The following is a 25,626-nucleotide window of genomic DNA, read 5'->3' on the forward strand; positions in this document are numbered from 1 at the left end:
ACACGCTGCGGTTTATCGGTGCTTTGCGATAAAAAAAGCTCCCTTTTTCAGGTATTTCCGGTATAGTGCGCGCCGGCCTTTAACCGGGCCGCGTTTAGGTAGCGCAATTCCCCGAAGTCAGCTTCGGCTGCACGTCCGCACAGCGGACTCTCCCTTGACGAATCTTTTTTCTTTCATTCGTTTTCGCAAATCCCCGCCGACAAAGCAGCCAGGGCGACTCTTGAGTCTCAACACGGCATGCGCAGCTTTGGAGCATGGGTCTTTGCGGATGCACTTAGAGGCAGACCCATGACCCAGGAAACCGGCGGCTTCGCCGCTTTTAATCTGAACCCGAATATCCTTGCAGCCGTCGCAGCGACTGGCTACGAAGAGCCTTCGGCGATTCAGCAGCAATCGATCCCGATCATCATGGCCGGCAAGGACATGATTGGCCAGGCGCAAACCGGTACCGGTAAAACCGCCGCGTTCGCCCTGCCTATCCTGCACTGCATCGATCCTGCCAAGCGCGAACCGCAAGCCCTGATCCTTGCGCCAACCCGTGAGTTGGCGCTGCAAGTAGCAACCGCTTTCGAAACCTATGCCAAGCAAATGCCAGGCGTAACCGTTGTGGCCGTTTACGGCGGCGCGCCTATGGGCCCACAACTGAAAGCAATCCGTAATGGCGCACAGATCGTTGTCGCCACGCCGGGCCGTCTGTGCGACCACCTGCGTCGTGACGAAAAAGTCCTGTCGACCGTGAACCACCTGGTTCTCGACGAAGCTGACGAAATGTTGAAGCTGGGCTTCATGGATGACTTGGAAGTCATCTTCAAGGCGCTGCCACCGACCCGTCAGACCGTACTGTTCTCGGCTACCTTGCCACAGTCGATCCGTGCCATTGCCGAGCGTCACCTGCGTGATCCAGAGCACGTGAAGATCCAGACCAAGACTCAGACCGTTACCGCGATCGAACAGGCTCACCTGTTGGTTCACGCTGACCAGAAGACCTCGGCTGTATTGAGCCTGCTGGAAGTCGAAGACTTCGACGCCCTGATCATGTTCGTGCGTACCAAGCAAGCGACCCTGGACCTGGCCAGTGCCCTGGAAGCCAAAGGCTACAAAGCCGCTGCGCTGAACGGTGACATCGCCCAGAACCAACGTGAGCGCGTAATCGACTCCCTCAAGGATGGCCGTCTGGACATCGTTGTAGCGACCGACGTTGCCGCTCGTGGTCTCGACGTTCCACGTATCACCCACGTGTTCAACGTTGACATGCCTTACGATCCAGAGTCCTACGTTCACCGTATCGGCCGTACCGGCCGTGCGGGTCGCGAAGGTCGTGCTCTGCTGCTGGTGACTCCACGTGAGCGCCGCATGCTGCAAGTGATCGAGCGTGTGACCGGTCAGAAAGTTGCCGAAGTCCGCCTGCCGGACGCCCAGGCTGTCCTGGATGCGCGCATCAAGAAACTGACCAACAGCCTGGCACCACTGGTGGCTGACGCTGAATCGACCCACGGCGACCTGCTGGACCGCCTGACCGCCGATATCGGTTGCACCCCTCGTGCCCTGGCTGCAGCTCTGCTGCGCAAAGCGACCAACGGTCAAGCCCTGACCCTGGCTGCCATCGAGAAAGAACGTCCACTGGTTCCGAACAGCGCGCCACGCGGTGATCGTCCAGAGCGTTCCGGCGACCGTCCAGACCGTGGTGATCGTGAGCGTCGTGCTCCGGTTCCATTGGCTGAAGGTCGTGCTCGTTGCCGTACCGCGCTGGGTGCGCGTGATGGTATCGCGGCCAAGAACCTGCTGGGCGCTATCCTCAACGAGGGTGGCCTGGCGCGTGAAGCCATCGGTCGCATCCAGGTCCGTGACAGCTTCTCCCTGGTGGAGCTGCCGGAAGACGGTCTGGAAAAACTGCTGGCCAAGCTGAAAGACACTCGCGTTGCCGGTAAGCAGCTCAAACTGCGTCGCTACCGCGAAGATTGATCCGCCCCTGGGCTGATTGATCGCACATAAAAAATCCCCGACTGGTTCGGGGATTTTTTTTGCCTGCTCGATTTAGGGTCAACCGCCGCTCCCACATTGTGATCTGTGTCAGCCAAACCGGTAGATGTCCATGCCCAAGGCACCCATGGTGAAGCCCTGGTGCGCGATGCTGAAATCCCCGCCGGCGCCGCGCGCGAAGTACAGCGGCAACAGGTGCTCATCACTCGGATGGCTACGTACTGCATGCGGTGCCTGGCGCCGATAATCATGCAGCGCGGCCTCATCGTTGGCGGCCAGCTTTTCCACCATCCAATCGCGAAACTCCCGTGCCCACGGCTCGATGCTTTCCGGCCCGGCGTGCCAGTCCAGCTCACCCAGGTTGTGAGTGATGCTGCCCGAGCCGATCAACAGCACGCCTTGCCCGCGCAAGCCGGCGAGGGCATGTCCGACCCGCGTCTGCAGGGCAGGGCCCATGCGGCTGGGCAACGATACCTGCACCACCGGAATGTCTGCCGCGGGGTACATCAGCGACAGCGGCACCCAGGTGCCGTGGTCGAAAGGGCGGCGCTCATCGATACGTGCATTCAGGCCGTCGGCGTGCAGCAATTCGACAATCTCGCCGGCCAGTTGCGGGTCGCCCGGTGCCGGGTACTGCACCGCGAACAGTTCGCGGGGGAAGCCGCCGAAGTCATGCCAGGTTTCTGGTGCGGCGCTGCCGCTGACCAGCAGCTCCTGGCTTTCCCAGTGCGCCGAGACCACGACAATCGCCTTCGGTCGCGGCATTTCGGCAGCCAGGCGCTGAAGGGCAGGGCCGCTGGCGCCGGGTTGCAGGGCGAGCATGGGCGAACCGTGGGAGATAAACAGGCTGGGGAACATAAGTAGGGTCCTGAGCGTTAACATGGAGCCATCTTCAATCAGATCATTGATCTAAATCTAATATAAGTTTTAGCGCAATTTGATCGAATTTTCGGGGGTGTCCATGGAACCCAAGTTTTGGCAGGAGCGCTGGGCGCGGAATCAGATCGGCTTTCACTTGCCTGAGGTCAACCCGTACCTGCAACGGCACTGGCCGCCATTGGCTGAAGGCGCCAAGGTGCTGGTGCCCTTGTGTGGCAAGAGCCTGGACTTGATGTGGCTGGCCAGCCAAGGCCTGCGGGTATTGGGTGTGGAGCTGTCGGAGCAGGCGGTTGAGGCGTTCTTCAGTGAGCAGAATCTCACGCCGCGCATCACCGCGCGGGGTGTGTTCAAGGTGTATCAGGCGGATTCGATCGAGATTTGGTGTGGCGATTTCTTCGCATTGGATGCCGAGGTGCTGGCGGATTGCACGGCGCTCTATGATCGCGCGGCGTTGATTGCCTTGCCGCCGCTGATGCGGGCGCGCTACACCGATCATCTGAATACGTTGCTGCCAGTAGGCTGCCAGGGTTTGTTGATTACCCTGGACTACGAGCAAGTGCAGAAGGCGGGTCCTCCGTTCGCGGTGACGGATGAAGAGGTGCAGTTGCTGCTAGGCGAGTACTGGACGCTGCAGGTGCTGCAAGAGCAGGACATCCTGGGTGAGAGTTGGAAGTTTGTGCAGGACGGCGTTACGCGCCTTGAAGAGCGCGTGTATCAGTTGGTCAAGCGCTGAATTGGCTGGCGCCATCGCGGGCAAGTCGAATCGTCGCACCGCCGCTCCCGCATTTTGATCGCATTCCCCTGTGGGAGCTGCCTGCGATGGCGATATAAGCAGCCACAAAAAAGGGGCGATCAAATCGCCCCTTTTGGTGACACTCGTGGCCTGTCAGCCCCGACGACGCAGTGCGTCGATCCGCTCTTCCAGCGGCGGGTGGCTCATGAACAGGCGAGCCATGCCCTGTTTGATACCGCCGTTGATGCCAAAGGCCGTCAAGCTGTCCGGCATGTGCACCGGCAGGCCTTGTTCGGAGCGCAGGTGTTGCAGTGCTGCAATCATCGCCCCGGTACCCGCCAGGCGCGCACCGGCTTCGTCTGCGCGGAATTCGCGTTTGCGCGAGAACCACATGGTGATCGCACTGGCCAGGAAGCCCAGCACCAGTTCGGCGAAGATGGTCGCCACGTAATAGGCAATGCCGCGGCCTTCTTCGTTCTTGAAGATCACCTTGTCGACGAAGTTGCCGATGATCCGTGCGAAGAACATCACGAAGGTGTTCACCACGCCCTGGACCAGCGCCAGGGTGACCATGTCACCGTTGGCCACGTGGCCGATCTCGTGGGCCAGCACCGCCTTCACTTCGTCGTACGAGAAGCGTTCCAGCATGCCCTGGCTCACTGCAACGAGCGCGTCGTTCTTGTTCCAGCCGGTGGCAAAGGCGTTGGCTTCATAGGCCGGGAAGATCCCGACTTCCGGCATCTTGATACCAGCCTCGCGGGACAATTGCTCGACGGTCTGCAGCAACCATTGCTCATGCCGGGTGCGTGGCTGGGTGATGACTTGGGTGCTGGTGCTCATCTTCGCCATCCACTTGGAGATGAACAGCGAGAACAGCGAGCCGGCAAAACCAAAGACCGCACAGAAAACCAGCAGCTGATTGAGGTTCAGGTCAACCCCGTTGGCCGCCATGAACCCGTTGAAGCCGAAAAGGCTCAGGGTGATGCTGGCAATCAGCACGACCGCCAGGTTAGTGGCCAAGAACAGCAGGATGCGCATCATGGTTGTAGAGTTCTCCTCATGCTAAATATGTCGCGTACTGCGGGGTATATAAGGTGCGGCTTGGGGCTATTCAACCGAGCGACTATTTCAAACTGTGTCCTACAGCCTGAATGTAGAGTCTTGAAGGGATTTTCCGATCCCTAAAGCCCGCCTTGATCGTTATGCCTGTGCCGTCGCGCCCTGTAATTATAGGGGGCTGAGCGCTTTATGGGGGGCCGAGACAGGGAAGCGGGATAAAAGGGTAGAGAAGTGTTGCCAGATAATCGCTGTACGACCTATTCCCGGTCGTACAGCGTCATTGTCGTTACTGGCGATAGGATTTGAGGAAGTTGCCGATGCGACCAATGGCCATGTCCAGGTCATCCACACGCGGCAAGGTCACTACACGGAAGTGATCCGGCCACGGCCAGTTGAACGCCGTGCCCTGGACCACCAGCAGCTTTTCCGACAGCAACAGGTCGAGCACGAATTTCTCGTCGTTGAAGATCGGGCAGACTTTCGGGTCGATGCGTGGGAAGGCGTACAGCGCGCCCATCGGTTTCACACAGCTCACGCCTGGGATGGCGTTGAGCAGTTCCCATGTGCGGTTGCGCTGCTCCAGCAGGCGCCCCTGGGGCAGGAGCAGATCGTTGATGCTCTGGTAGCCGCCCAGGGCGGTCTGGATGGCGTGCTGGCTCGGCACGTTGGCGCACAGGCGCATGTTGGCCAGCATGTCGATGCCTTCAATGTAGCTCTGGGCGTTGTGCTTGGGACCGGAGATCGCGATCCAGCCGGAACGGAAACCCGCCACGCGGTAGGACTTGGACAGGCCGTTGAAGGTCAGGCACAACAGGTCCGGCGCCAGGGAGGCGGTGCATACGTGTACGGCGTCGTCGTAGAGAATCTTGTCGTAGATTTCGTCCGAGAACACCACCAGGTTGTGCTGGCGCGCCAGTTCCAGCATGCCCAGCAGCACTTCCTTGGAATACACCGCGCCGGTCGGGTTGTTCGGGTTGATGATCACCAACGCCTTGGTGTTCGGGGTGATCTTGGCCTTGATGTCGGCCAGGTCCGGGAACCAGTCGGCGCCTTCGTCACACAGGTAGTGCACCGGGTGGCCGCCGGCCAGGGTCACGGCGGCGGTCCACAGCGGGTAGTCCGGAGCCGGCACCAGCACTTCGTCGCCATTGTTGAGCAGGGCCTGCATGGACATCACGATCAACTCGGACACGCCATTGCCCAGGTAGATGTCCTCGATGCCGACACCTTCGACCTGTTTCTGCTGGTAGTACTGCATCACCGCCTTGCGCGCGCTGAACAGGCCCTTGGAGTCGCTGTAGCCCTGCGCCGTCGGCAGGTTGCGGATCACGTCCTGGAGGATTTCGTCCGGTGCTTCGAAACCAAAGGGCGCCGGGTTGCCGATGTTCAGCTTGAGGATGCGATGGCCTTCCTCTTCCAGACGCTTGGCGTGCTTGAGCACCGGGCCGCGAATGTCGTAGCAGACGTTGGCGAGCTTGTTCGATTTGCTGACCTGCATGGCGATGTGATCCTGAAAATGAACGATCCAGACGGCGTGGACACAACCGTACTGCGAATCCTGCGGGGCCCGCCCCCATAAATACGTTTGAATGCCGATGGCGCGGGTGCCAGACTGGCGTTTTGAAGAGGCGCAATCATACGTGCCACCTGATCTACGGAAAAGATACAGATCAGGGTTTTTCAGTTGCCGAGGTGTATCGATGGAAAAGTTGCAGAAAACCCTTGAGGAATGGCGGGAAATGCTCGACCCGGCGCAGTATCAGGTGTGTCGCCTCAAAGGCACTGAGCGCCCGTTTTCCGGCAAATACAATGCCACCACCGCCGATGGTGTTTATCACTGCATCTGCTGCAATGAGCCGCTGTTCGATTCCAGCACCAAGTTCGATGCAGGCTGCGGCTGGCCGAGCTTCTACGAACCGATTGCCGAGAGTGCGATGATCGAGATCCGTGACGTCAGCCACGGCATGATCCGCACTGAAGTGACCTGTGCCAAATGCGATGCCCACTTGGGCCACGTGTTCCCGGACGGCCCGCCGCCGACGGGCTTGCGCTACTGCATCAACTCGGTGTGCCTCGATTTCGTGCCGCGCTAGCACGACAGGAATGCATGATTAAATTGCGTGCAATTGAATTGGAAGCTATCTTTCAGCCTCTTTCCTCCTTTGTCATCGAGGCACTGCCATGAGCAATCCCCTGCTGAGCATCCCTTGCACCACCATCAAGGGTGAGCAAAAAACCTTGGCCGATTTCGCCGGCAAGGCCATCCTGGTGGTCAACACCGCCAGCAAATGTGGCTTCACCCCGCAGTACAAGGGTCTGGAGCAACTCTGGCAGGCCTACAAGGACCAGGGGCTGGTGGTATTGGGGTTTCCCTGCAACCAGTTCGGCAAGCAGGAGCCGGGTAACGAAGGGGCGGTTTCCGAGTTCTGCGAGCTGAATTTCGGCGTCAGTTTCCCCTTGTTCAAGAAAATCGACGTCAATGGCAACGATGCCCACCCGTTGTTCGTCCAGTTGAAACAGCAAGCGCCAGGCCTGCTCGGCTCCAAAGGCATCAAGTGGAACTTCACCAAGTTTCTCATCGGTCGCGACGGCCAGGTGGTCAAGCGTTTCGCCCCGACCACCAAGCCCCAGGACCTGACCCAAGAGATCGAAGCCCTGCTCAAATGACCGTCTCCCTCGCCCTCGACCATCAACTGTGCTTCAAGCTCTATGCCGCTTCCCGCGCCGTGACCCGTGCCTATAAGCCCATGCTCGATCAGCTCGGTCTGACCTATCCGCAGTATCTGGCCATGCTGGTGCTGTGGGAATGGCACGCGGCGGCCCCGGCCCTGCCCACGGTGCGGGCGCTGGGGCAGCGGTTGATGCTCGATTCGGGCACGCTCACGCCCCTGCTCAAGCGCCTGGAGCAACTCGGGCTGGTGCGGCGTCAGCGCAGTGCACGGGACGAGCGTGAGGTGCATTTGAGCCTGAGCGAGGCGGGCGCGCAGTTGAAGGGGCAGGCCCACGCCTTGAAAACCCGCTTGCTGTGCGACAGCGGCGTCGACCTGAACCAGGCCGATGCCCTGCGCGATGGCCTGGACCAACTGCTGGCGCAGATCAAAGACTTGTCGTCCTCGGCACCCACAGATCCAGCAGGCCATTGAGCTCTTCACGACGGAATGGCTTGGCCAGGTAGTCATTCATCCCCGCTGCTCGGCAACGCTCGCGTTCTTCGGCCAGGGCATTGGCGGTCAAGGCCACGATGGGCAGGTCCGGCCAGCGCCCGCTGCGGCGGATCTGCCGGCTGGCCTCGTAGCCATCCATGACCGGCATGTTGCAGTCCATCAGCACCATGTCAAAGCGCTGTTCCTCAAGGAACTTGAGCGCTTCGCCACCATGGGCGGCGATCACCACTTCACAGCCCAGCTTGCTCAGCATGCCCTTGGCCACCAGTTGATTGACCGGATTGTCCTCTACCAGCAGGATGCGTGCCCGCTGCGCGAGGGGTGGGGTCTCGATCTGGATCGGGTCAAGGTACGGTTGCGTGTCGCTGCGCAGGTTGCGATGCAGGATCTGGTACAGCGCAGTGCGGCTCAACGGGCGCGCCTGTTGCTGCAACGGCGCCAGGGCGGCGACTTCTTCACTGGGCATGAAGTTGCCATAGGCGGTGACCAACAGGATCGGGGCGCTGATCGTCGGGCGCAGGCGGAACAGGCATTCGGGGCAGTCAGTGATCAACAGATCGGGGCTTTGCCCGCCCAAGTCGGCATCGCGGGGATAGCAGCGTGGCGTGAGCCCCCAATGTGGCAGCAAGGTGGTGAGCAATTCCGCCAGGCCGCTGCCGGCACTGGTAATGGCGATCACCTCGCCTTGCAGAGGCGCCTGCTGAACCGCCGGTAAATGTGTGGGCAGCGGTAATTCGGCGCAGAACTGGCTGCCGAAGCCGACTTCTGAACTGATGCTCAAGCGCCCGTGCATCGCTTCGCACAGGTTGTGGGTCAGGGCCAGGCCCAGCCCGGTGCCGCCAAACTGGCGGGTGATGCCTGCGCCGGCCTGGGTAAAGGGCTGGAAGATCTTCACCTGCGCTTCCTGGGCAATACCGATACCGGTGTCACACACCTCGATCCTGACTTGGCCATTGTGGGTGCTCAGGCGCACGTCCACACGGCCAAAGCGTGTGAATTTCAGCGCGTTGGACAACAAATTGCTGACGATCTGCCGCACGCGTGTCGGGTCACCGATCACCTGGGCCGGAAACTGCGGGTCGATCAGGCAGGTCAGTTCCACGCTTGAGGCGGCGTTCTGCGACAGCAGGTTCGCGGTATCTTCCACCAACGAGCCCAGGTCGAACGGGATCGACTCCAGCTCCAACTGGCCGGCGTCAAACTTGGACAGGTCGAGAATATCGTTGAGCAACTCCACCAGCACCTTGCCCGAGTCATGGGCTATCGACAGTTGCTGGCGCTGTTCGGCGGTCAGCGGGCTGTCCAGGCTAAGGGCGATCATCCCCAGCAAGCCATTGAGCGGCGTGCGGATTTCATGGCTCATGTTGGCCAGGAACGCGGCCCTGGCTTGGGCCATGCCCAGGGCGTTGACCTTCGCCGCCTCCAGCTCCTCATTGGATTGGCTAAGGCGCTGATTGCTGGTCTTGAGTTCCAGGGTGCGGGCCGAGACGATATGTTCCAGTTGCCCCAGGTATTCGGTGAGGCGGTCTTCGGCGTGGCGGCGCTGCTGGATCTCGGTTTCCATGTTTTCAAATTGCTGGTTGGCGACGTTCACCAGCACGCCGATTTCGTCGTGCTCGTGGCCGGGCGGGCAATCCAGGCGCGTCTGCTTGCTGGTGCTCAGGGCGTGGATGATGCGCACCAGCGGTTGGGTCAGCATCACGTAGAACAGGGCGAGCAGGATCCCGGTCAGCAGCAGGCTGCGGGCAAAGCCATTGAGCAAGGTGATTTCGGCGCGGCGCAGGAATCGGCTGCCGAACGCGTAGGTATCGACGTCGAGGTGCAATTCGCCGAGGGATTCGTTGGGCATGTGGCTGAGGAACAGTCGGTCTTCAAACTGGCGATTGGCACCAAACAGGAAATCGCTGATGGGGCGGTAGGTACTTTCCTTGGGGGGCCGATTGACGTCAGCCAGTACCACACCGTTGTTATCGACCAGACGGGCGCGGATGATCGCAGGGGATTGCAGCAGGCCCAGGGTCAGCTCTTGCGCCAGTTCGGCGTCGATGTTGTAGGCGATACGTGACGCGGGGTTATGGCTGATTTCGAGCAGGGAACGTATTTCACGGTTGATGGATGCGTCTTCGCTGGCATAATCAATGCCGATTTGGATCAGACTGAGCAAGGTTCCCAAGACGAAACCGACCAGCACAGTCAATCGGGCTTGTTTATAAGACAAGCGGTGGGCGAACTTGATATCCATCGAGTGTTGAACCACTTCACGTTTCCCTTCGCCCGGCAAGCATAGCTGAACATCCACCGGCTCTGGCTTGCCCGGCATTAATCGTTTTTTACGCAGCCTCGTGTGTTTTGCCGCGGGGTTGCCAATACGCCATCTTTTGCAAGAACTTGCCAGAGGAATAATCGTGGATTCTCGATTGAATGCCTTTCTTGAGCGGGCCGATGCCGTACTCGCCCGGCTCGAACCTTTATTGCCTGCGCCGCGCCAAGCCGTCGACTGGAGCCACTGCCTGGCTGCCCGCTGGCAGCGTGAAGGCCGCACTGGTTACCTGCTGCCGCTGGAAGTCAGCCTGGATATGCGCCTGTCCGACCTGATCGGCGTGGACAAGCAACGGGAAACCCTGGCGCGCAATACCCAGCAGTTTCTCGACGGCCTGCCTGCCAACCACGCGTTGTTGTGGGGTTCGCGCGGCACCGGCAAGTCGTCCATGGTCCGCGCCTTGCTGGCCCAGCATGCAGCGGCCGGCCTGCGCTTGATCGAGATCGAACGCGACCACCTGGCCGACCTGCCGCGTGTGGTCGAGCAGCTGCTCAAGCTGCCGCAACGCTTCATCCTGTTCTGTGATGACCTGTCGTTCGAAGCGGGCGAGGGCGACTATCGCGTGCTCAAGAGCGTGCTCGATGGTTCCCTCGAGCAGGCGCCGGAAAACGTGCTGCTGTACGCCACGTCGAACCGTCGTCACCTGGTACCGGAAAACCAGAGTGACAACGACAACTGGAAACGTGTGGACGGTGAGTTGCACCCCAGCGAGGCGGTGGAAGACAAGATCGCTCTGTCCGACCGTTTTGGCCTGTGGCTATCGTTCTACCCGTTTACCCAGGAACACTTCCTGGATGTGGTTGAGCACTGGATCGGCGAACTGGCGGGCAAGGCTGGCCTGCCGTGGCAACGTGACGAAGCGCTCGACATCCTCGCCGTGCGTTGGGCCACCGGACGCGGCAACCGCAACGGCCGTTGCGCATATCAATTCGCCCGTTACTGGGTGGGCCTCAAATTGCTGGAGCGTCAACCATGATCGACCTACAACACGCCGGCACCGGCCTCGACGGCTATGCCATGCTGTGTGCGCAACTGGAGTCGCTGCTCGCCGATGAACGTGACTTCATCGCCAACAGTGCGCAGTTTTCTGCGTTCCTGTTCAACCAGTTGGACGACCTCAACTGGGCCGGTTTCTACCTCAACCGCAATGAAGAGTTGGTGCTGGGGCCGTTCCAGGGCCAGATCGCCTGTGTGCGTATTCCGTTTGGCCGAGGTGTGTGCGGCGCCGCAGCCGCCTCGCGGCAAACCCAGCGGGTGGAAGATGTGCATGCGTTCCCGGGGCATATCGCGTGCGACAGTGCCTCCAACAGTGAGTTGGTGGTGCCACTGGTCAAGGATGGCCAGTTGATCGGCGTTCTCGACCTCGACAGCCCGTCACTGGCGCGTTTTACCGAGCAGGACAGCGTTGGCATCGAGCAATTGGCGGCGATTTTCCTGCGTTTGACCGACTGCCCATAACACCATCGCGTTTTTCGTGGCGAGGGAGCCTGCTCCCGCTGGAATGCGCAGCGCTCCCCGGTTTTGGCGCCGCTACGCAGCCTAGCGGGAGCAAGCTGCCTCGCCACAACTAGAGGTTATCCCGGCGATTCAGCTCATTGAGCTGGGTTTGCAGTACCCGCTCCAGTTCAAGCATGCATTTTTCCAGGGCCTTGATACCTGTTTCGATCATGGCGCGGTCTTCACCCGCTGCACAGGCCTGTTCCAGGGCTTCACATTGCCCGGCCAACACGCTGGCCTGCACGATACGCGCTGCACCCTTGATCTTGTGGGCCTGCTCGATGATGTCCTGGGTTGCGGCCTCGCGTGCAAGCAAGGCGACCAGTTCCTGGCGATCACGGCCGCTGCTGCTCAGCAGTTCCTCCAGCAGGCGCCGGCTCAGTTGCGGGTCGCCTCCGGTGAGCGCGTCGAGGCTGCCGAGGTCCAACTTGAGGCCCGATGGCTGCGGGCATATCTGCGCCAGTTGCCGCTCCAGTGCCGTCAGGCTGATCGGTTTGAACAGGCAATCGTCCATGCCCGCTTCAATGCAGCGCTGTCGCTCCTCGGGCTGGGCGTTGGCGGTAAAACCCAGCACTACGCAAGGGCGCAGTTGTTCCCGCTGTTCGTACTCACGAATCGAGCGGGTCAACTCGTAGCCGTTCATGATGGGCATGTTGCAGTCGGCGATCACCAGGTCGAAGCGTTCCTGGCGCCAGGCCTGAAAGCCGGCAGCACCGTGCGGGGCCGCGGTGAACTGGTGCCCCAGGTAACCCAGTTGCTGGCACATCAGCAAGCGGTTCGCCGGGTGATCGTCCACCACCAATACGTTGAGCACCGGGGCAGGCGCCGGCGCCACCGGCTTGAGTTCATTCACCGCCTCGACTGGCTGCAGGCGCGACATTTTCAGGCTGACATGCACCTGGGTACCGACCATCGGCACGCTGCTCAGGCTCAGGGTGCCGCCCATCATTGCGCACAAGCTGCGGCAGATGACCAGCCCCAGTCCTGCGCCGCTGCGGGCCAAATGCCCCGAGTTGTCCGCCTGGGCGAAGGGTTCGAACAACCGCAGTTGGTCGTCGCGGTTGATGCCGATACCGGTGTCCTCCACCACCAGCTTCATTTCGACTTGCTGCGCGACCTCGGTGTCCAGTAATTCCACGCGGATCTTTACCTGACCGCGTTCAGTGAACTTGATGGCATTGCTGACCAGGTTGGACAGCACCTGCTTGAAGCGCAACGGGTCGATCAGCACATCGTGGTCATCACACTCAGGCTTGAACTCCAGCAGCAGGCTGAGGGTTTTCTGGCGCGCCAGGCCGTCGAACACCCGCACCACCGATTCGATCACCTCCTTGAGGTTGACGCGCTCGGGGGCCAGGCTCAGGCGGCCGGATTCGATGCGGGCGATGTCGAGGATGTCGCCGATCAGTTCCAGCAAATCCTTGGCCGAGTTGTAGGCCACCTCGATTGCCGGACGGTCCAGGTGCCCTTGGTCGGCACGTTTTAGCGTCAGCTCCAGCATACCGATCACCGCATTCATCGGCGTACGGATCTCGTGGCTCATGGTTGCGAGAAAAGTGCTTTTCGCCCGATTGGCCTCGTCGGCGCGCTCCTTGGCCGTGCGCAGTTCATCGAACAGCTGGCGCCGCTCACTGATGTCGATCCAGCCGCCGATGACGCCTTGGACCTCGCCCGTCGAATCGCGGTAAGGCAGGATCCAGTGGTAGATCGTCAGTTTCTTGCCGCGGATGTGCAGCGACCGATCCAGGATCAACGGGTCGCCTTGCGCCACAACGCGCTGGTAGTCGGCGTGATATTGAGCGGCCTCTGTTTCGAGTGCCGTGCTGATCTGGAGCGCGCTTTTGCCGATCACGTCCTCGCGCTTGACGTCGAACGCTTGCAGGTAGCTGTCGTTACAGGTTTGCAGCAGGCCCTTGCGGTCACGCACGTAAATCGGATGGGGGGTTTCGTTGACCAGTGCGCGCATGAACTCGAACTGGTCGTTGAGTGCGCGCTCGGCCATCTTGCGATGCTTGATCTGCCGGCGCATGTAGGCGTTCCAGGCCAGGGAAATCAATAGCAGCAGGCCAGTGCCGAGAATGATCTTGGCGATCAGGTCGTGGTAGTTGCGCCAGTAACTGTCGGACGCGGCGGTGTAGCCGCGCCACCGACTGTTGATGACGCCCAGCTCATCCGGGGCGATGCTGAGCAGGGCCTTGTCGATAATCGAAGTGAGTTCGGTGGCCCTGCGGGACGTCGCCAGCGCGAAGGTGGCCGGCGCGGTGCCGATGCTGGAGCTGATCTGAATCTTGTCCTGGAACATCGGTGACGACAGGAAGTAGTTGGCGATCACCAAGGTGTTTACGGCGCCGTCCACGTGCCCTTGTACCAACAGCTCGGTGGATTTGAAGGTGTCACCGGTCTCTACCAGTTGAATCCGGGGATAGCGTTCGCGCAGGAACTTTACCAGCGGGCTGCCCTGGGTGACCGCCAGGCGCTTGCCTTCCATCGCGTCCAGGCCGGTCGTCGTCCGGTCTTCCTTGCGCGTCAACATCACGTAGGAGTTTTCGAGATAGGGCCGGCTGAAGTTCAGTTGGGCCTCCCGCTCGGTGCTTGGAACGATGGCACCGATCATGTCGGCCTTGCCGGTGTTGATCTGGTCGATCGTTGCGTTCACATCGCGCTCGCGCTGGAGTTCAAAGCGCAACCCGGTGCGCAGGCGGATCAGCTCCAGGAGGTCGGCGGTGATGCCGCGAAAATTGCCGTCGGCATCGAAGAAGGACAGCGGTGCGAAGGTTTCGTTGACAACCACCTTGACCACCGGGTGATCGTTCAGCCAGCGCTCCTCGCGTTTGGTCAGTTGCAGCTTCTGGTCGGTCAGCAGGATGTCGCTGCCGGCACTCCAGCGCTTGGCAATGCTCTCGCGTTCATTGGTGGGCACCCTTGCCAGCACTGAATCGACAATGCCCTGCAGCATGTGCTGGTCCTGGCGCATGGCAAAGCTGAAACCATGGGCCTCGTGCTTCCCGAAATTGGCCATGCGGATATTTTTCAGGTAGCCCTTGTTGATCATGTAGTGAGTGGAAATGGTATCGCCGAGAAACACATCCGCCTGATCGAATGCCACCGCATTCAGCGCATTCTGGTACGACGGGTAGGCGCGGATCAGGGCCTTGGGGTACAGCTTCTGCACTTCGTCCAGTGGCAGGTAGTGATAGACCAGGCTTAACCGCAGCCCTGCGAGGCCATCTGTGAGGCTGCGGGTTTCGCCCTCGCGGGTGACCAGCACCGGTTGATCCACCGCATACGGCGCGGAAAGGCTGAGCAGGGGATTGGCGGCCTCAAAGCCATTGGAGGTGCCGAGCAGGTCGATCTCCCCCGATTCGAGTGCCTGGATGGACGCTTCCCGTGATGGGTAGCGCAAGACCTTGACCGGCATCGACAAGGCCTTGGCCAGAATCCCGGCATAATCGGCGGTCAGTCCTTCGTAGTCACGCCCACTGGATGTGAGGTCGAAGGGCGGGTAGTCAGGGAGTGCCGTGCCCAGCACCAGCTCGCGTTTGTTCTGCAACCACTGGCGCTGGGTCTTGTCCAGAGGGGTGTCCAGTTGGACGGACCCTGCGCGGCTCAGTAAGGTGAAGTGTTCCGGCTCCGGTTGAACAGCGAGCACAGTGGTGCTCAAGCACACGCCTGCGCTCAATACAATCAAATAATCCTTTATACGCCTGGGCATCCGCTTTCTCACACTAGCGCGTTTCGTTTTGCCAACTCGATAAGTTCTACCAAGGATTTGGCCTTCAATTTTTGCATGAGCCTCTTTTTATAAGTGCTGACGGTCTTGTTACTTAGAAACATGCCTTTGGCAATTTCCTTGTTGGTGCGGCCTTGTGCAAAAAGTTGCAAAACCATCAGTTCCCGGTCATTAACCGATTTGAATAGTTCAAGTTCATGGGAGTGACATTCAGAGCCTGCGGCATTCAATGCCTGGCTGGGGAAATAGTTATAACCGGATAATACGGCGCGGATGGCGCTGAGCAGTTCGCTCAGGTCGCCTTCCTTGCACACATAGCCGTCGGCACCCGAGCGCATGCAGCGTGTGGCAAAGAGCGTAGGGGACTGCGCGGTCAGGATGAGGGTCTTCATCTGGGTGTTCATCGCATTGAATCGGCACAACACTTCAAGCCCATCGAGTTTCGGAATACTGATGTCAAGAATGATCAAGTCCGGAAGGCATTCACGGACCATTTGTATCGCATCACAACCATTATCCGTTTCACCGACGACTTTGTAGCCTTCGTGCTCCAACAACATTCGAATTGCCAGCCTTATAACGGGGTGGTCATCGATAATGAAAACTGAGTTCATAATCACATTCCATGCAAGTGCAAATAAAGCGGGCACATTAGCTCAGAAGATGTGGTGTGAGCATGAAGCCTGGTGGCAGCAGATACAAAACAAGAATGTTCCTACATCAAAAAAGGCTGCGACCTACAGGTCACCAGGATTTATGGCTGGCTTTGTCAGTGTGTCGATGGCTGCAGGGTGGGAATGTTGCGGTCAGGATTGCGCGGTTGGCTTTGTACTGGTTATTTTCTTATGTATTGATGTTTAAATTCCTACGGCTATAAGTCAGATATTGGATTAAGTAGTGCTGAAAGTTCGTCGCCGTTCAACGGTTTTGACAAGTAACCCAGTAACGGCAAGCGACGTTGTTGCGCTTGAATATAGAGTTTTGATAATTCGAGTAGGGGCAGGCTGCTGAGCAACACCGCTGCGCTGATGAACCCACGGCGGCTGGCAATTTCGACCAGTTCCAGCCCTGGCAGGTCCGGCAGGCATTGGTCGCAGAGCAACAGGTCGAAAGGCGTTTCGGAGCGGCTCATCTGACGGACCGCCTGTTCGGCGTTTTCCGCCAGGGTCTGCTGTGTGAAACCGAAGCTTTTGAGCAGGCACTGAGTCGCGATGAGCTGAAAGGGATGGTCCTCCACCAACAGGATACGCAGGTGATGTTCGGGCATAAAAGGGCACACACTGAGTCAAGCGTCGTGGGTTGGGGCGTAGGAATTACTCGCCAGATCGGCCAGAAACGTGCGTGATTATTCTTCGAGTGAGTGTGCGAATTCGATCAGGCCGCTCTGTTCCCATCGTAGGGCGATTCCTTTCAGGGAACAGGCGGCTGGATAGACAGGATTACTGAGGACTGGAACGCCCCGTCATCTCCCGCGCCATTTCGGTGGCGTAGCTGTCGGTCATGCCGGCGATAAAGTCGATCATGCGTAGAAACGAGGCGTGCAATGGCCACGCCGGATTGGGCGCGCTGTTGCCCAGCAGGTCGAGAATACGCCGGTTCTTGAACGAAGGCGTGCGTCCGCCATGCTGCTCCAGCGCAGCGCCGCAGAAGGCGTTCAGGAGGATCTCCAGGGTGGTGTAGGCGCCGATCTCATGCAGGGTCTTGCGCTTGTCCTGAAAGATTTTCTTGCGTGCCATGTCCTTGGCGTCGAGCACGCAGCGTTTGGCCGGGCCGTGCATATGCTCCACCAGGTCCCCTGGCAGGGTGCCCGCAAGCAAGGCATCTTGTTGTTCGACAAAGGCCTGCGCCGCTGCGTTGGTCAGGTGTTCGATGGCCTTGCCGCGCAGGATCGCCAGTTTGCGTCGGCGCGAGTCGTCGGGGCCCAATTGGCGATAGGTTTGCGGCAGGTCGTCGCCCACCAGGTCAAGCAACAGCGACTCGACTTCGGCGTATTGCAACAGGTCCATTTCCAGGCCGTCTTCGAGGTCGATCAACGCATAGCAGATGTCGTCGGCGGCCTCCATCAGATAGACCAGCGGATGACGCGCCCAACGTTGTTCTTCCAGTTGCGGCAGGCCGAGCTTATGGGCGATCTGCTCAAGAATCGGCAGCTCGCTCTGGTAGCAGCCGAACTTGTGTTTCTTGTAGCCCAGGGAGTCGGCGTGGCGGGCGGTCCAGGGGTATTTCAGGTATGTGCCGAGGGTGGCGTAGGTCAGCCGCGTGCCTCCGTCGAACTGGTGATATTCCAGCTGGGTGAGCACCCGGAACCCCTGGGCATTGCCCTCGAAATTGAGGAAGTCATTGCGCTCGGCGCTGCTCATGTCATCCAGCCAACCGCGCCCGGCGGCCTGCTGGAACCAGTGGCGGATGGCGTCTTCACCGGAGTGCCCGAACGGCGGGTTGCCGATGTCATGGGCCAGGCAGGCCGATTGCACCACCATGCCCAGGTCACTGGGGTCGCACCAGTCGGGCAGGGCGCCGCGCAGGGTCTCGCCGACGCGCATGCCCAGGGAGCGGCCGACGCAACTGACTTCCAGCGAGTGGGTCAGGCGCGTGTGGATGTGGTCGTTGCTCGACACCGGGTGCACCTGGGTCTTGCGGCCCAGGCGGCGGAACGCGCCGGAGAAAATAATGCGGTCGTGGTCTTTGTGAAACGGGCTGCGCCCCAGTTCTTCAGGGCTATGCAGGGGTTTGCCAAGACGTTCGCGGGTCAGCAGGGTGGGCCAATCCAAGGCGGGTACTCTCCGTGCGGTGAATGACCCCCCCAGCTTCCCGGTTCCGCTTCGGCGGGGCAAGCGAAAATCTACAGCCCGGCGGCGTCGACATCGATTAACAGCAAGCGCTGACCGTTATCGAAGAATTGTCCGGCGGTCAGGCAGTATTGGTTGCTGGTGGCGTCGCGATAGGTCGAGGACAGATTCAGCCGCCGCTCCTCCCAACCCTCGGCCAGCAAGTGATAGAAATACGGGCGCCACGACCAGTTGTGACCCAGGTAACGGCTGTCGGCTTGCCAGGCATCGTGCTGCCATTCGAAGTTCGGGGTCAGTTGGGTGCCATGCCGGTCGCACTGATAGAAGCGCAGCAGCCAGGGGAAGTCCGGCAGTTGTGGCAGTTGGCTCAAGGGTGCCTGGCCCTGGGCCCAGGTTTGCAGGATGTGCATCAGCTCGACCAATTGCAGGCGCAGCTGCATGAGGCGCCCGCGCTCCGTGAGTTTTTGCTGGACGTACTGCGTGCGCAGTTGTGCAAAGCGTGGCACGAAGGCATCGGCGGCGAACCAGTCAAGCTGCGCCTGGGCGAACAGATACCCCTGCACATACCGCGCCCCGCACTCCAGGGCAAAGCTCAACTGCGCTTCGGTCTCCACGCCTTCGGCAATGATCCAGCAGCCGGTCTTCTCGGCCATTTGCGCGAGTGCGCGCACCACTTCGCTGCTCGGCCCGCCGCGTGCGGCTTCCTGGAACAGGCGCATGTCGAGCTTGAGAATATCCGGTTGCAGCGCCAGTACCCGATCCAGCTGGGAGTAGCCCGCACCGAAATCGTCGATGGCAATGCGCGCGCCGGCCTCGCGATAACGCGCCACTACGTCAGCCAGGCGCTGGATGTTGCCGCCCAACTCGGTGATCTCGAATACGATCCGCCGGGGATCGACGCCGTGGGCACGCACTTGTTTGAGGCTGGGCAGCACCTGGCCGGGGCGCAGGCGGTTGATCCAGCGGGGCGAGATGTTCAGGCTGAGGAACCAGTCTTCGGGCACTTCGTGCAGGCGGCTCAGTGCGTTGTCGCGGATCTGTCGGTCCAGCCGCCGCAGGCTCACGCCAGGCGTGCGCGGGTCAGCGAACAGCGGCCCCACGGACTGCAAGCGGCCGTCAGGTTGACGCAAGCGACCCAGGGCTTCGACGCCGGCAATGCGCCCGGTGGCAGTGTCGATAAACGGCTGGAAGCAGGCGAGCGGTTGCCCGTCGATCACAGGGACTCCTTAACGAAATGGCGAAAAAAGGCCCGACTCTCGAAAACGAGAGCCGGGCCGCTTCTGTCTGCAAGAATGCAGCCAGCGTGGCTCAGCCTTTGCGCGACGCACCCTGCATGGCCAGTTTGATCAGCGGGATCAAACCGGCGCCCAACCGTACCAGGCGCGTCAGGCTGGCGAGGCTGCCACCCTTGGCGCCCTTGCCGGTGAAGAAGCCCAGCAGCGTCACCGCCGCCACGCCCCACAGCGGCGCATGCTTGATGCCCAAGCTGTCCTGCCAGTTCTGGCCCATGTTGCGCACCTTGGCCAGTGGTGCCACCAGTTGCTGCGACTCGTGGCGGATTTCCTGGCGGTGCATTTCCATGCGCAGGCGGATCAGCGCCTTGCGCATTTCCCGGCGCGAAGTGGTGTGCGGGATTTCAGTCAGGCTCATGGCAGCAGGCGCTCCCGGTCGTTGGCCAGCTCTTCGAGGGTGGCGTGGAACGGTGTGGACTCATCGAACACCGCCGCTTTCAGGCGTAACCCGCAGAAGGCGGCGGCCAGGCTGTAGAACACGCATAGGCAGATGATCCCGGTGAGACGATAGCCGGTGTCCCAGACCAGGATCATCACCAGCGTCGATAACCCCACCAACAGCAGCAGGGCAAACACCAACGCCAGCCCGGCAAACAGCAACAGGCTGACGGTGCGCGCCTTCTGCTCCTGTAATTCGATGCCGAACAGTTCGACGTGGCTGTGCAGCAAACCCAACACGGCCGCGCCCAGGCGCTTTGAAGTAGAGCTCGTGGACGAGCCGGTTTCGCCGTTAGACATGATTAGCGCCTTGTAGCCAGCAGGCCGATCAGGAAACCCACGCCGGCGGCAATGCCGACCGACTGCCAAGGATTGGCCTGCACATAATCTTCAGTGGCGGTGACGGCCGCCTGGCCGCGTTCGCGCAGGGACTCTTCGGTCTGGTGCAAGGTTTCACGGGCCTTGAGCAGGCTCTCGTGGATCTTGCTGCGCAGCTCGTCTGCTTGGTCACCAGCCAGGATCTTGGTGTCGTCCAGCAGCTTTTCGGTGTCGCTGACCAGGGTTTGAAAATCCGCCAGCAGTATTTCTTGAGCAGTCTTTGCCGTTTTTCTGGCCATGGTTATCTCCGTGATGGGCTGAATCTGTGCGTTGTGGTTTCGAGTCACCGGTATCGGTGAAGGTTCAGTGCAATTGTCTGGTACAGCTTTTGCTTTGCCTTGGTGCGCAGGCCACGTGGCTTGCGCTGAATCCGGGCGGTCGGGCAGGAAGCCTTCAAAAACCTTACCCTAAATAACTGAAACTCGCGGAAAAAACCTGTCGGCAACGGCCTGTTGTGGTGATCGCTGCGCTAAAGCGGTTCACGCCCTCTGAAGAGGGGTGGAGCCGGTGGTGCCAATTTAGTGCGCGAGACCCTGGCTTGAACCGCTTTGGTGCTTTTTGCCTTTAATGCAGGCCTGCCAACCTCCATGGAAAATTTGCAAAGTGCGGTGGACACCCTCGTCCACAGTTCCAACACCCTGTTTATCCTGATCGGCGCCGTCATGGTATTGGCCATGCACGCCGGCTTCGCGTTCCTCGAAGTCGGCACGGTGCGCCAGAAGAACCAGGTCAACGCGCTGTCGAAAATCCTCAGCGACTTCGCCATCTCCACGCTGGCCTATTTCTTTATAGGCTATTGGATCTCCTACGGCGTGAGTTTCCTGCAACCGGCGGCGGTGATCAGCGCCGATCATGGCTATGGCCTGGTGAAGTTCTTCTTCCTGCTGACCTTCGCCGCGGCGATCCCGGCGATTATTTCCGGAGGTATCGCCGAGCGTGCACGTTTTGTTCCGCAACTGTGTGCCACGGCGCTGATCGTGGCGTTTATCTACCCGTTTTTCGAAGGCATGGTGTGGAACGGTAACTTCGGCCTGCAAGCCTGGCTGCTGGCGACCTTTGGTGCCAGTTTCCATGACTTCGCCGGTTCCGTGGTGGTGCACGCCATGGGTGGCTGGCTGGCGCTGGCGGCGGTATTGCTGCTCGGCCCGCGCAACGGGCGCTATCGCGAGGGACGACTGGTGGCGTTTGCACCGTCGAGCATTCCCTTCCTGGCGTTGGGGTCGTGGATTCTGATCGTCGGCTGGTTCGGCTTCAACGTGATGAGCGCGCAGACCCTGAACGGCGTCAGCGGCCTGGTGGCGGTCAATTCGCTGATGGCCATGGTTGGCGGCACCGTGGCCGCGCTGATCATCGGGCGCAATGACCCAGGCTTCCTGCACAACGGCCCCTTGGCCGGGCTGGTGGCGATCTGTGCCGGTTCCGACCTGATGCACCCGGTGGGCGCGCTGGTCACCGGCGTGGTTGCCGGTGGCCTGTTTGTGTGGTGCTTTATCGCAGCCCAGGACCGTTGGAAGATCGACGACGTGCTCGGCGTGTGGCCACTGCATGGCCTGTGCGGCGTATGGGGCGGCATCGCCTGCGGCATCTTTGGCCAGACCGCGCTGGGTGGCTTGGGCGGCGTCAGCCTGATCAGCCAGTTGATCGGCACCGCCCTGGGTGTGGTCGTGGCGTTGGCCGGCGGCCTGTTGGTGTACGGCGTGATCAAGCGCGCCTACGGCCTGCGCCTGAGCCAGGAAGAGGAGTATTACGGTGCGGACCTGTCGATTCACAAGATCGGCGCGGTCAGTCAGGATTGAGCGGCTCGTCGGCCGCTTGATAAAAACCGTGCAGCAGGCGATAGCGGTTATGCCGCACTTCGTCGACCCGCGCCTGCACCTGTTGGTCCGGCAGGCCCAGCAGGATCAAGGCGTGGGAGGCGAGCATCAGGCTCGACTCCAATAGCTCAGGCACCACTTCACTGGCGCCTGCAGCTTTCAATTCGGCCAACTGGCTGTCATCGCGGGTGCGCACCAGGATCGGCACTTCGCGGTTGATTCGCCGCGCTTCTTTCAACACCACCAGGGCGACATCGGTGTTGTCCACGGCAATCACCACCAACCGTGCGCGCTCGAGGCCGACCGCGCTGAGTAATGCGCCCCGTCGGCAATCGCCGTAATGCACGCTGCTGTCTTCGGTGGCGGCTTCCTGCACCCGTTCCGGGTCGTCATCCAGGGCGATAAACGCCTGTTGTTCATTGCGTAGAAAACGTCCGATGGATTGCCCGACGCGGCCATACCCACAAATCACCGCATGCCCGCGCAGTTCGGCGTTGAGTGCGGTGATGTGTTCCAGTTGCACCTGCTGGTTGGGCTTGCGGTGCAGACGCAGGGCAATGGCTGGCGCGGCGCGCAACAGCAGGGGCGTGAGCAACATCGAACAGAACGTCGCAGCGAGCAACAGGCCGTTGAACTCGTCCGGAATCAGCCGGCTCTGTTGCATCTGCGCCATCAAGGCAAAACAGAACTCGCCGCCCTGGGCCAGGGCCAGGCCGCTGCGCCAGGCGGTCTCGCTGTCGCTGCCGCGCCACTTGACCAGCGCGGCTACCACGCAGCCTTTGACCAGCATCAGCGTGAGCGTCAGGCCCAGGATCAACAGGCTGTGGCTGACGAACAGTTGCAGGTCGATCAGCATGCCGATACTGACGAAAAACAGCCCCAGCAGGATGTCGCGAAACGGGCGGATGTCGGCTTCGATCTGGTGCCGGTAATGGCTTTCCCCAAGCAGCATGCCGGCCAGGAACGCGCCGAGGGCCGGGGACAGCCCCAGCAAGTGCGTCAGCCACGCCGTAAGCAGCACGATCACCAACGCCAGCAGCACAAACAGCTCCGCCGAGTGAGACGCCGCGACCTCATGAAACAGGCGCGGCAACAGCCAGCGGCTGGCCAGCAGCAAGCCGACAAACAGCACCACGGTCTTGCCCAGGGTCAGCGGCAATGCCACGTACCAGGCCTGCTCGCCGGTGCCGGCGAACACTGGCACCAGGGTCAGCAGCAACACCGCCACCACATCCTGGAACAGCAATACGCCAATCGCATTCTGGCCATGGCTGCTGAAGATTTCGCCGAGGCTGGTCAGCTCCTTGCTGACGATGGCCGTGGACGACAACGCCAGCCCGGCACCGAGCAACAACGCGATGCCCGGGGCCACGCCCAGCGCCATCAACAGGATACCCAGCAGCACCCCGCAACCCAGCACCTGCAAACTGCCCAGGCCGAACACCACATGGCGCAGGGCAAGCATTTTGGTCAAGGAAAACTCCAGGCCCAGGGAGAACAGCAGGAACACCACGCCCAACTCGGCCAGGTCCGGCAGCTCTTCGCTGTCATTCACCCAGTCCAGGGCAGTCGGTCCCACGGCCAGGCCCACGCACAGGTAGCCGAGCACGGGCGGCAGTTGCAGCCGGCGAAACAGCGCAATCACCACCAAGGATGAGGCCAGAATGATCAGCAGGTTGGCAAACACACACATCTCCATTGCAAAAGGGCAGGCAAAAAGCCGCGAGAATCACTGAATCAGTTATAGGCCATGCTGACCTGCGTCAGGGTTTTCTGTGGCGAGGGCGCTTGCTCGCGTTGGACTGCGCAGCAGTCCCATGCCTGGGGTCGCTTCGCAGCCCAGCGGCAGCAAGCGCCCTCGCCACAGGTAACCCGCGGGCATAGAATGGTCGCCTACTTTCTGATCAGGTCCGTTTGTCATGCTTCCTGAATGCCAGCTGTTCGGCACCCTGGGTTGCCATCTTTGTGAGAATGCCGAATCCGAAATCATGCCGCTCGTCGAACACGGGCTGATGGTTGAATTGGTCGATATCGCCGATTCCGAAGCGCTGTTTGAGAGCTACGGCCTAAGGATTCCGGTACTCCGGCGGGTCGACACCGGCGCTGAGCTGGACTGGCCGTTCGACAGCGGGCAGGTGGTCGCCTTCCTGCGCTGAGGTTTGCGCGATGGCGGGTTTCCGAATATTGAGTTACTGTATGTTTGTACAGCGATTGAATAGAGGGAACGCCCGTGGTGAATGTTGAACAACTGAAAAGCAGCGTCAATCGCATGTCCGCCGATGTCGTGCGTGACGCGGTGAACGAGCTGCGCCTCGACGGCCTGGTCACGGAAGGCAAGACGCCGTTTAACAAAGTGCATTTCAATACCTGCTTTGCCGAGATCGAGGCGTTGTTCCAGCGCGCCGGCTATCACAAGCAGTTGGATGTGGTGGGTTACCAGGGTTTGTTGTACGCGCTGTACGATCCAGGCCGCTGGGAAGCGGTGGACGTGCTGCGCTGGCTCAAGGAATTCACCGAGGCCGCCAGTGCCTCGCCGGTTCTGCGGGCGCAATTGGCCAAGGCCTGAGCCATGCGGGATAATGCCCGCCGGTTTTCTCAAGCTTCGAGCATCTGCATGTCCACTTCCGGTTTTATCGCGTCCGAGCACCAAGCCAGCACCCTGTACTTGCCGCCGGGCCCTTGGGCGACGGTGCTCGAGTGCCTGTGCGAGCACTTTGCGGCGATCGGCCGGGAACATTGGCTGGACCGCATCGCGCGCGGTCGAGTGCTGGATGTCCACGGTCGCCCGATCAGCCAGGGCCTGGCCTACAAGGAAGGCCTGTGCATCTACTACTTTCGCGAAGTGCCGAACGAAAAGGTGATCCCGGTCGAGGAGAGCATCCTCTACGCCGATGAACACTTGGTGGTCGCCGACAAACCGCACTTCCTGCCTGTGACGCCGGCCGGTGAGTATGTCGAGCAAACCCTGCTGCGCCGCCTGATCCGCCGCTTGGACAATCCGTCGCTGGTGCCCCTGCACCGCATTGACCGGCACACCGCGGGGCTGGTGTTGTTTTCGGCCAACCCGGCCAGTCGTGCGGCCTATCAACAGCTGTTTCCCACGCGCCAGATCGACAAGTTCTACGAAGCCATCGCCCCTGCCTTGCCCGACCTGACCTTCCCCCTGGTGCATAAAAGCCGCCTGGTGGATGGCGAGCCGTTCTTCCGCATGCAGGAAGGCGCAGGTGTGAGCAACACCGAAACGGCGGTTGAAGTGCGCGAGAAACACGGCGACCTGTGGCGCTACGGCCTGTTCCCGGTGACCGGCAAGAAGCACCAGTTGCGCGTGCACATGACTGCGCTCGGCGCGAGTATCTGTAACGACCCGTTCTACCCTGACGTGATCAAGGACGCCGTGGACGACTACGCCAACCCCCTCAAGCTGCTGGCCCAGGGTGTGCGGTTCATCGATCCGGTGACCGGCGAAGAACGCAGTTTCCGTAGCCGCATCACCCTCCACTGGTAACCCGCAAGAACGACAAGGCCCGCACGCGGCGGGCCTTGGTGGCAAACG

At 60.7% G+C, this 25,626-nt stretch carries 25 protein-coding genes; 12 read left to right on the top strand and 13 right to left on the bottom strand.

Features of this window, described 5'->3' with window-relative positions; translation table 11 throughout:
• The first annotated feature begins 288 nt into the window (after positions 1-288).
• Entirely contained in the window at positions 289-1,962 is a 1,674-nt protein-coding gene (locus IB241_RS12855; RefSeq protein ID WP_192298754.1) for a DEAD/DEAH box helicase, read from the top strand.
• A 108-nt stretch (positions 1,963-2,070) separates the two neighbouring features.
• On the opposite strand, the gene IB241_RS12860 is transcribed toward IB241_RS12855, so the two are convergent.
• On the bottom strand, positions 2,071-2,838 hold the full coding sequence (locus IB241_RS12860; RefSeq protein WP_192298755.1) for a DODA-type extradiol aromatic ring-opening family dioxygenase: 768 nt from the start codon (positions 2,836-2,838) through the stop codon (positions 2,071-2,073).
• Positions 2,839-2,941: 103 nt separating this feature from the next.
• On the opposite strand from IB241_RS12860, the gene IB241_RS12865 reads away from it, so the two are divergent.
• A complete protein-coding gene (locus IB241_RS12865; protein WP_192298756.1) occupies positions 2,942-3,592 on the top strand; it encodes a thiopurine S-methyltransferase in 651 nt (216 codons plus the stop codon).
• Positions 3,593-3,745: 153 nt separating this feature from the next.
• Here IB241_RS12865 and htpX read toward each other — a convergent pair whose 3' ends face one another.
• Together htpX and IB241_RS12875 are read right to left on the bottom strand one after the other, a co-directional pair.
• Positions 3,746-4,633 carry a protease HtpX gene (gene htpX, locus IB241_RS12870; RefSeq protein WP_176998241.1) on the bottom strand — a complete coding sequence of 296 codons (888 nt, stop codon included), beginning with the start codon at positions 4,631-4,633 and terminating at the stop codon, positions 3,746-3,748.
• 304 nt (positions 4,634-4,937) lie between these two features.
• Complete coding sequence (locus tag IB241_RS12875) at positions 4,938-6,149, bottom strand: pyridoxal phosphate-dependent aminotransferase (RefSeq protein ID WP_192298757.1); 1,212 nt, start codon at positions 6,147-6,149, stop codon at positions 4,938-4,940.
• 202 nt (positions 6,150-6,351) lie between these two features.
• Between IB241_RS12875 and msrB the strand changes: the two genes are divergently transcribed.
• The 3 genes from msrB to IB241_RS12890 all read left to right on the top strand — a co-directional run bounded on the left by msrB (position 6,352) and on the right by IB241_RS12890 (position 7,794).
• On the top strand, positions 6,352-6,744 hold the full coding sequence (gene msrB, locus IB241_RS12880; RefSeq protein WP_192298758.1) for a peptide-methionine (R)-S-oxide reductase MsrB: 393 nt from the start codon (positions 6,352-6,354) through the stop codon (positions 6,742-6,744).
• Positions 6,745-6,832: 88 nt separating this feature from the next.
• A complete protein-coding gene (locus IB241_RS12885) occupies positions 6,833-7,318 on the top strand; it encodes a glutathione peroxidase (protein WP_192298759.1) in 486 nt (161 codons plus the stop codon).
• Positions 7,315-7,794 carry a MarR family winged helix-turn-helix transcriptional regulator gene (locus IB241_RS12890; RefSeq protein WP_192298760.1) on the top strand — a complete coding sequence of 160 codons (480 nt, stop codon included), beginning with the start codon at positions 7,315-7,317 and terminating at the stop codon, positions 7,792-7,794. The genes IB241_RS12885 and IB241_RS12890 overlap by 4 nt, the downstream gene beginning before the upstream one ends.
• On the opposite strand, the gene IB241_RS12895 is transcribed toward IB241_RS12890, so the two are convergent.
• Positions 7,748-10,057, bottom strand: a complete 2,310-nt coding sequence (locus IB241_RS12895; RefSeq protein ID WP_192298761.1) for an ATP-binding protein — start codon at positions 10,055-10,057, stop codon at positions 7,748-7,750. The two genes, IB241_RS12890 and IB241_RS12895, sit on opposite strands and share 47 nt — an antisense overlap.
• Positions 10,058-10,220: 163 nt before the next feature.
• Here IB241_RS12895 and IB241_RS12900 point away from each other — a divergent pair, with 163 nt between their 5' ends.
• Positions 10,221-11,111: an ATP-binding protein gene (locus IB241_RS12900; RefSeq protein ID WP_192298762.1), complete on the top strand. Its 891-nt coding sequence runs from the start codon at positions 10,221-10,223 to the stop codon at positions 11,109-11,111.
• Positions 11,108-11,593 (top strand): GAF domain-containing protein, encoded by a 486-nt coding sequence (locus IB241_RS12905; RefSeq protein WP_192298763.1) that lies wholly within the window; start codon positions 11,108-11,110, stop codon positions 11,591-11,593. The genes IB241_RS12900 and IB241_RS12905 overlap by 4 nt, the downstream gene beginning before the upstream one ends.
• A 109-nt stretch (positions 11,594-11,702) precedes the next feature.
• Here the strand turns inward: IB241_RS12905 and IB241_RS12910 are convergent, their stop codons facing one another.
• Both IB241_RS12910 and IB241_RS12915 read right to left on the bottom strand, forming a co-directional pair.
• The gene (locus IB241_RS12910) at positions 11,703-15,344 is read right to left on the bottom strand and encodes a transporter substrate-binding domain-containing protein (RefSeq protein WP_192298764.1); all 3,642 of its coding nucleotides are present in this window, start codon (positions 15,342-15,344) and stop codon (positions 11,703-11,705) included.
• Between the two features lie 8 nt (positions 15,345-15,352).
• Positions 15,353-15,976: a response regulator transcription factor gene (locus tag IB241_RS12915; RefSeq protein WP_192298765.1), complete on the bottom strand. Its 624-nt coding sequence runs from the start codon at positions 15,974-15,976 to the stop codon at positions 15,353-15,355.
• On the opposite strand from IB241_RS12915, the gene IB241_RS12920 reads away from it, so the two are divergent.
• The gene (locus IB241_RS12920; protein ID WP_192298766.1) at positions 15,960-16,223 is read left to right on the top strand and encodes a hypothetical protein; all 264 of its coding nucleotides are present in this window, start codon (positions 15,960-15,962) and stop codon (positions 16,221-16,223) included. The genes IB241_RS12915 and IB241_RS12920 overlap by 17 nt on opposite strands.
• A gap of 10 nt (positions 16,224-16,233) precedes the next feature.
• Here IB241_RS12920 and IB241_RS12925 read toward each other — a convergent pair whose 3' ends face one another.
• From IB241_RS12925 to IB241_RS12950, 6 genes are all read right to left on the bottom strand, one after another.
• Entirely contained in the window at positions 16,234-16,629 is a 396-nt protein-coding gene (locus IB241_RS12925; RefSeq protein ID WP_192298767.1) for a response regulator, read from the bottom strand.
• A gap of 172 nt (positions 16,630-16,801) precedes the next feature.
• A complete protein-coding gene (locus IB241_RS12930) occupies positions 16,802-18,133 on the bottom strand; it encodes a deoxyguanosinetriphosphate triphosphohydrolase (protein ID WP_192298768.1) in 1,332 nt (443 codons plus the stop codon).
• Positions 18,134-18,204: 71 nt separating this feature from the next.
• A complete protein-coding gene (locus IB241_RS12935) occupies positions 18,205-19,368 on the bottom strand; it encodes an EAL domain-containing protein (protein ID WP_192298769.1) in 1,164 nt (387 codons plus the stop codon).
• 91 nt (positions 19,369-19,459) lie between these two features.
• Entirely contained in the window at positions 19,460-19,801 is a 342-nt protein-coding gene (locus IB241_RS12940) for a hypothetical protein (RefSeq protein ID WP_192298770.1), read from the bottom strand.
• A complete protein-coding gene (locus IB241_RS12945) occupies positions 19,798-20,181 on the bottom strand; it encodes a phage holin family protein (protein ID WP_192298771.1) in 384 nt (127 codons plus the stop codon). The genes IB241_RS12940 and IB241_RS12945 overlap by 4 nt, the downstream gene beginning before the upstream one ends.
• Positions 20,182-20,183: 2 nt before the next feature.
• On the bottom strand, positions 20,184-20,498 hold the full coding sequence (locus tag IB241_RS12950) for a DUF883 family protein (RefSeq protein WP_192298772.1): 315 nt from the start codon (positions 20,496-20,498) through the stop codon (positions 20,184-20,186).
• Between the two features lie 348 nt (positions 20,499-20,846).
• Between IB241_RS12950 and IB241_RS12955 the strand changes: the two genes are divergently transcribed.
• Complete coding sequence (locus tag IB241_RS12955) at positions 20,847-22,055, top strand: ammonium transporter (protein WP_192298773.1); 1,209 nt, start codon at positions 20,847-20,849, stop codon at positions 22,053-22,055.
• Here IB241_RS12955 and IB241_RS12960 read toward each other — a convergent pair.
• On the bottom strand, positions 22,042-23,766 hold the full coding sequence (locus IB241_RS12960; RefSeq protein WP_225595466.1) for a cation:proton antiporter: 1,725 nt from the start codon (positions 23,764-23,766) through the stop codon (positions 22,042-22,044). The two genes, IB241_RS12955 and IB241_RS12960, sit on opposite strands and share 14 nt — an antisense overlap.
• A 226-nt stretch (positions 23,767-23,992) precedes the next feature.
• Here IB241_RS12960 and IB241_RS12965 point away from each other — a divergent pair, with 226 nt between their 5' ends.
• From IB241_RS12965 to IB241_RS12975, 3 genes are all read left to right on the top strand, one after another.
• On the top strand, positions 23,993-24,229 hold the full coding sequence (locus IB241_RS12965; protein ID WP_192298775.1) for a glutaredoxin family protein: 237 nt from the start codon (positions 23,993-23,995) through the stop codon (positions 24,227-24,229).
• A gap of 74 nt (positions 24,230-24,303) precedes the next feature.
• The gene (locus IB241_RS12970; protein WP_003189932.1) at positions 24,304-24,639 is read left to right on the top strand and encodes a hypothetical protein; all 336 of its coding nucleotides are present in this window, start codon (positions 24,304-24,306) and stop codon (positions 24,637-24,639) included.
• A gap of 48 nt (positions 24,640-24,687) precedes the next feature.
• Complete coding sequence (locus IB241_RS12975; protein ID WP_192298776.1) at positions 24,688-25,578, top strand: pseudouridine synthase; 891 nt, start codon at positions 24,688-24,690, stop codon at positions 25,576-25,578.
• The last annotated feature ends 48 nt before the right edge of the window (positions 25,579-25,626 follow it).

It is taken from the genome of Pseudomonas sp. PDM05 (assembly GCF_014851685.1).
Classification (GTDB): Bacteria; Pseudomonadota; Gammaproteobacteria; order Pseudomonadales; family Pseudomonadaceae; genus Aquipseudomonas.

Excerpts from the sequence above, each read along its gene's own strand:
- IB241_RS12940 (WP_192298770.1), bottom strand. The coding sequence starts at position 19,801 with ATGAGCCTGACTGAAATCCCGCACACCACTTCGCGCCGGGAAATGCGC.
- IB241_RS12890 (WP_192298760.1), top strand. The coding sequence starts at position 7,315 with ATGACCGTCTCCCTCGCCCTCGACCATCAACTGTGCTTCAAGCTCTAT.
- IB241_RS12945 (WP_192298771.1), bottom strand. The coding sequence starts at position 20,181 with ATGTCTAACGGCGAAACCGGCTCGTCCACGAGCTCTACTTCAAAGCGC.
- htpX (WP_176998241.1), bottom strand. The coding sequence starts at position 4,633 with ATGATGCGCATCCTGCTGTTCTTGGCCACTAACCTGGCGGTCGTGCTG.
- IB241_RS12960 (WP_225595466.1), bottom strand. The coding sequence starts at position 23,766 with ATGTGTGTGTTTGCCAACCTGCTGATCATTCTGGCCTCATCCTTGGTG.
- IB241_RS12865 (WP_192298756.1), top strand. The coding sequence starts at position 2,942 with ATGGAACCCAAGTTTTGGCAGGAGCGCTGGGCGCGGAATCAGATCGGC.
- IB241_RS12965 (WP_192298775.1), top strand. The coding sequence starts at position 23,993 with ATGCTTCCTGAATGCCAGCTGTTCGGCACCCTGGGTTGCCATCTTTGT.
- IB241_RS12920 (WP_192298766.1), top strand. The coding sequence starts at position 15,960 with ATGAAAACTGAGTTCATAATCACATTCCATGCAAGTGCAAATAAAGCG.
- IB241_RS12855 (WP_192298754.1), top strand. The coding sequence starts at position 289 with ATGACCCAGGAAACCGGCGGCTTCGCCGCTTTTAATCTGAACCCGAAT.
- msrB (WP_192298758.1), top strand. The coding sequence starts at position 6,352 with ATGGAAAAGTTGCAGAAAACCCTTGAGGAATGGCGGGAAATGCTCGAC.
- IB241_RS12975 (WP_192298776.1), top strand. The coding sequence starts at position 24,688 with ATGTCCACTTCCGGTTTTATCGCGTCCGAGCACCAAGCCAGCACCCTG.
- IB241_RS12875 (WP_192298757.1), bottom strand. The coding sequence starts at position 6,149 with ATGCAGGTCAGCAAATCGAACAAGCTCGCCAACGTCTGCTACGACATT.
- IB241_RS12910 (WP_192298764.1), bottom strand. The coding sequence starts at position 15,344 with ATGCCCAGGCGTATAAAGGATTATTTGATTGTATTGAGCGCAGGCGTG.
- IB241_RS12905 (WP_192298763.1), top strand. The coding sequence starts at position 11,108 with ATGATCGACCTACAACACGCCGGCACCGGCCTCGACGGCTATGCCATG.
- IB241_RS12915 (WP_192298765.1), bottom strand. The coding sequence starts at position 15,976 with ATGAACTCAGTTTTCATTATCGATGACCACCCCGTTATAAGGCTGGCA.
- IB241_RS12885 (WP_192298759.1), top strand. The coding sequence starts at position 6,833 with ATGAGCAATCCCCTGCTGAGCATCCCTTGCACCACCATCAAGGGTGAG.
- IB241_RS12925 (WP_192298767.1), bottom strand. The coding sequence starts at position 16,629 with ATGCCCGAACATCACCTGCGTATCCTGTTGGTGGAGGACCATCCCTTT.
- IB241_RS12895 (WP_192298761.1), bottom strand. The coding sequence starts at position 10,057 with ATGGATATCAAGTTCGCCCACCGCTTGTCTTATAAACAAGCCCGATTG.
- IB241_RS12860 (WP_192298755.1), bottom strand. The coding sequence starts at position 2,838 with ATGTTCCCCAGCCTGTTTATCTCCCACGGTTCGCCCATGCTCGCCCTG.
- IB241_RS12955 (WP_192298773.1), top strand. The coding sequence starts at position 20,847 with ATGGAAAATTTGCAAAGTGCGGTGGACACCCTCGTCCACAGTTCCAAC.
- IB241_RS12950 (WP_192298772.1), bottom strand. The coding sequence starts at position 20,498 with ATGGCCAGAAAAACGGCAAAGACTGCTCAAGAAATACTGCTGGCGGAT.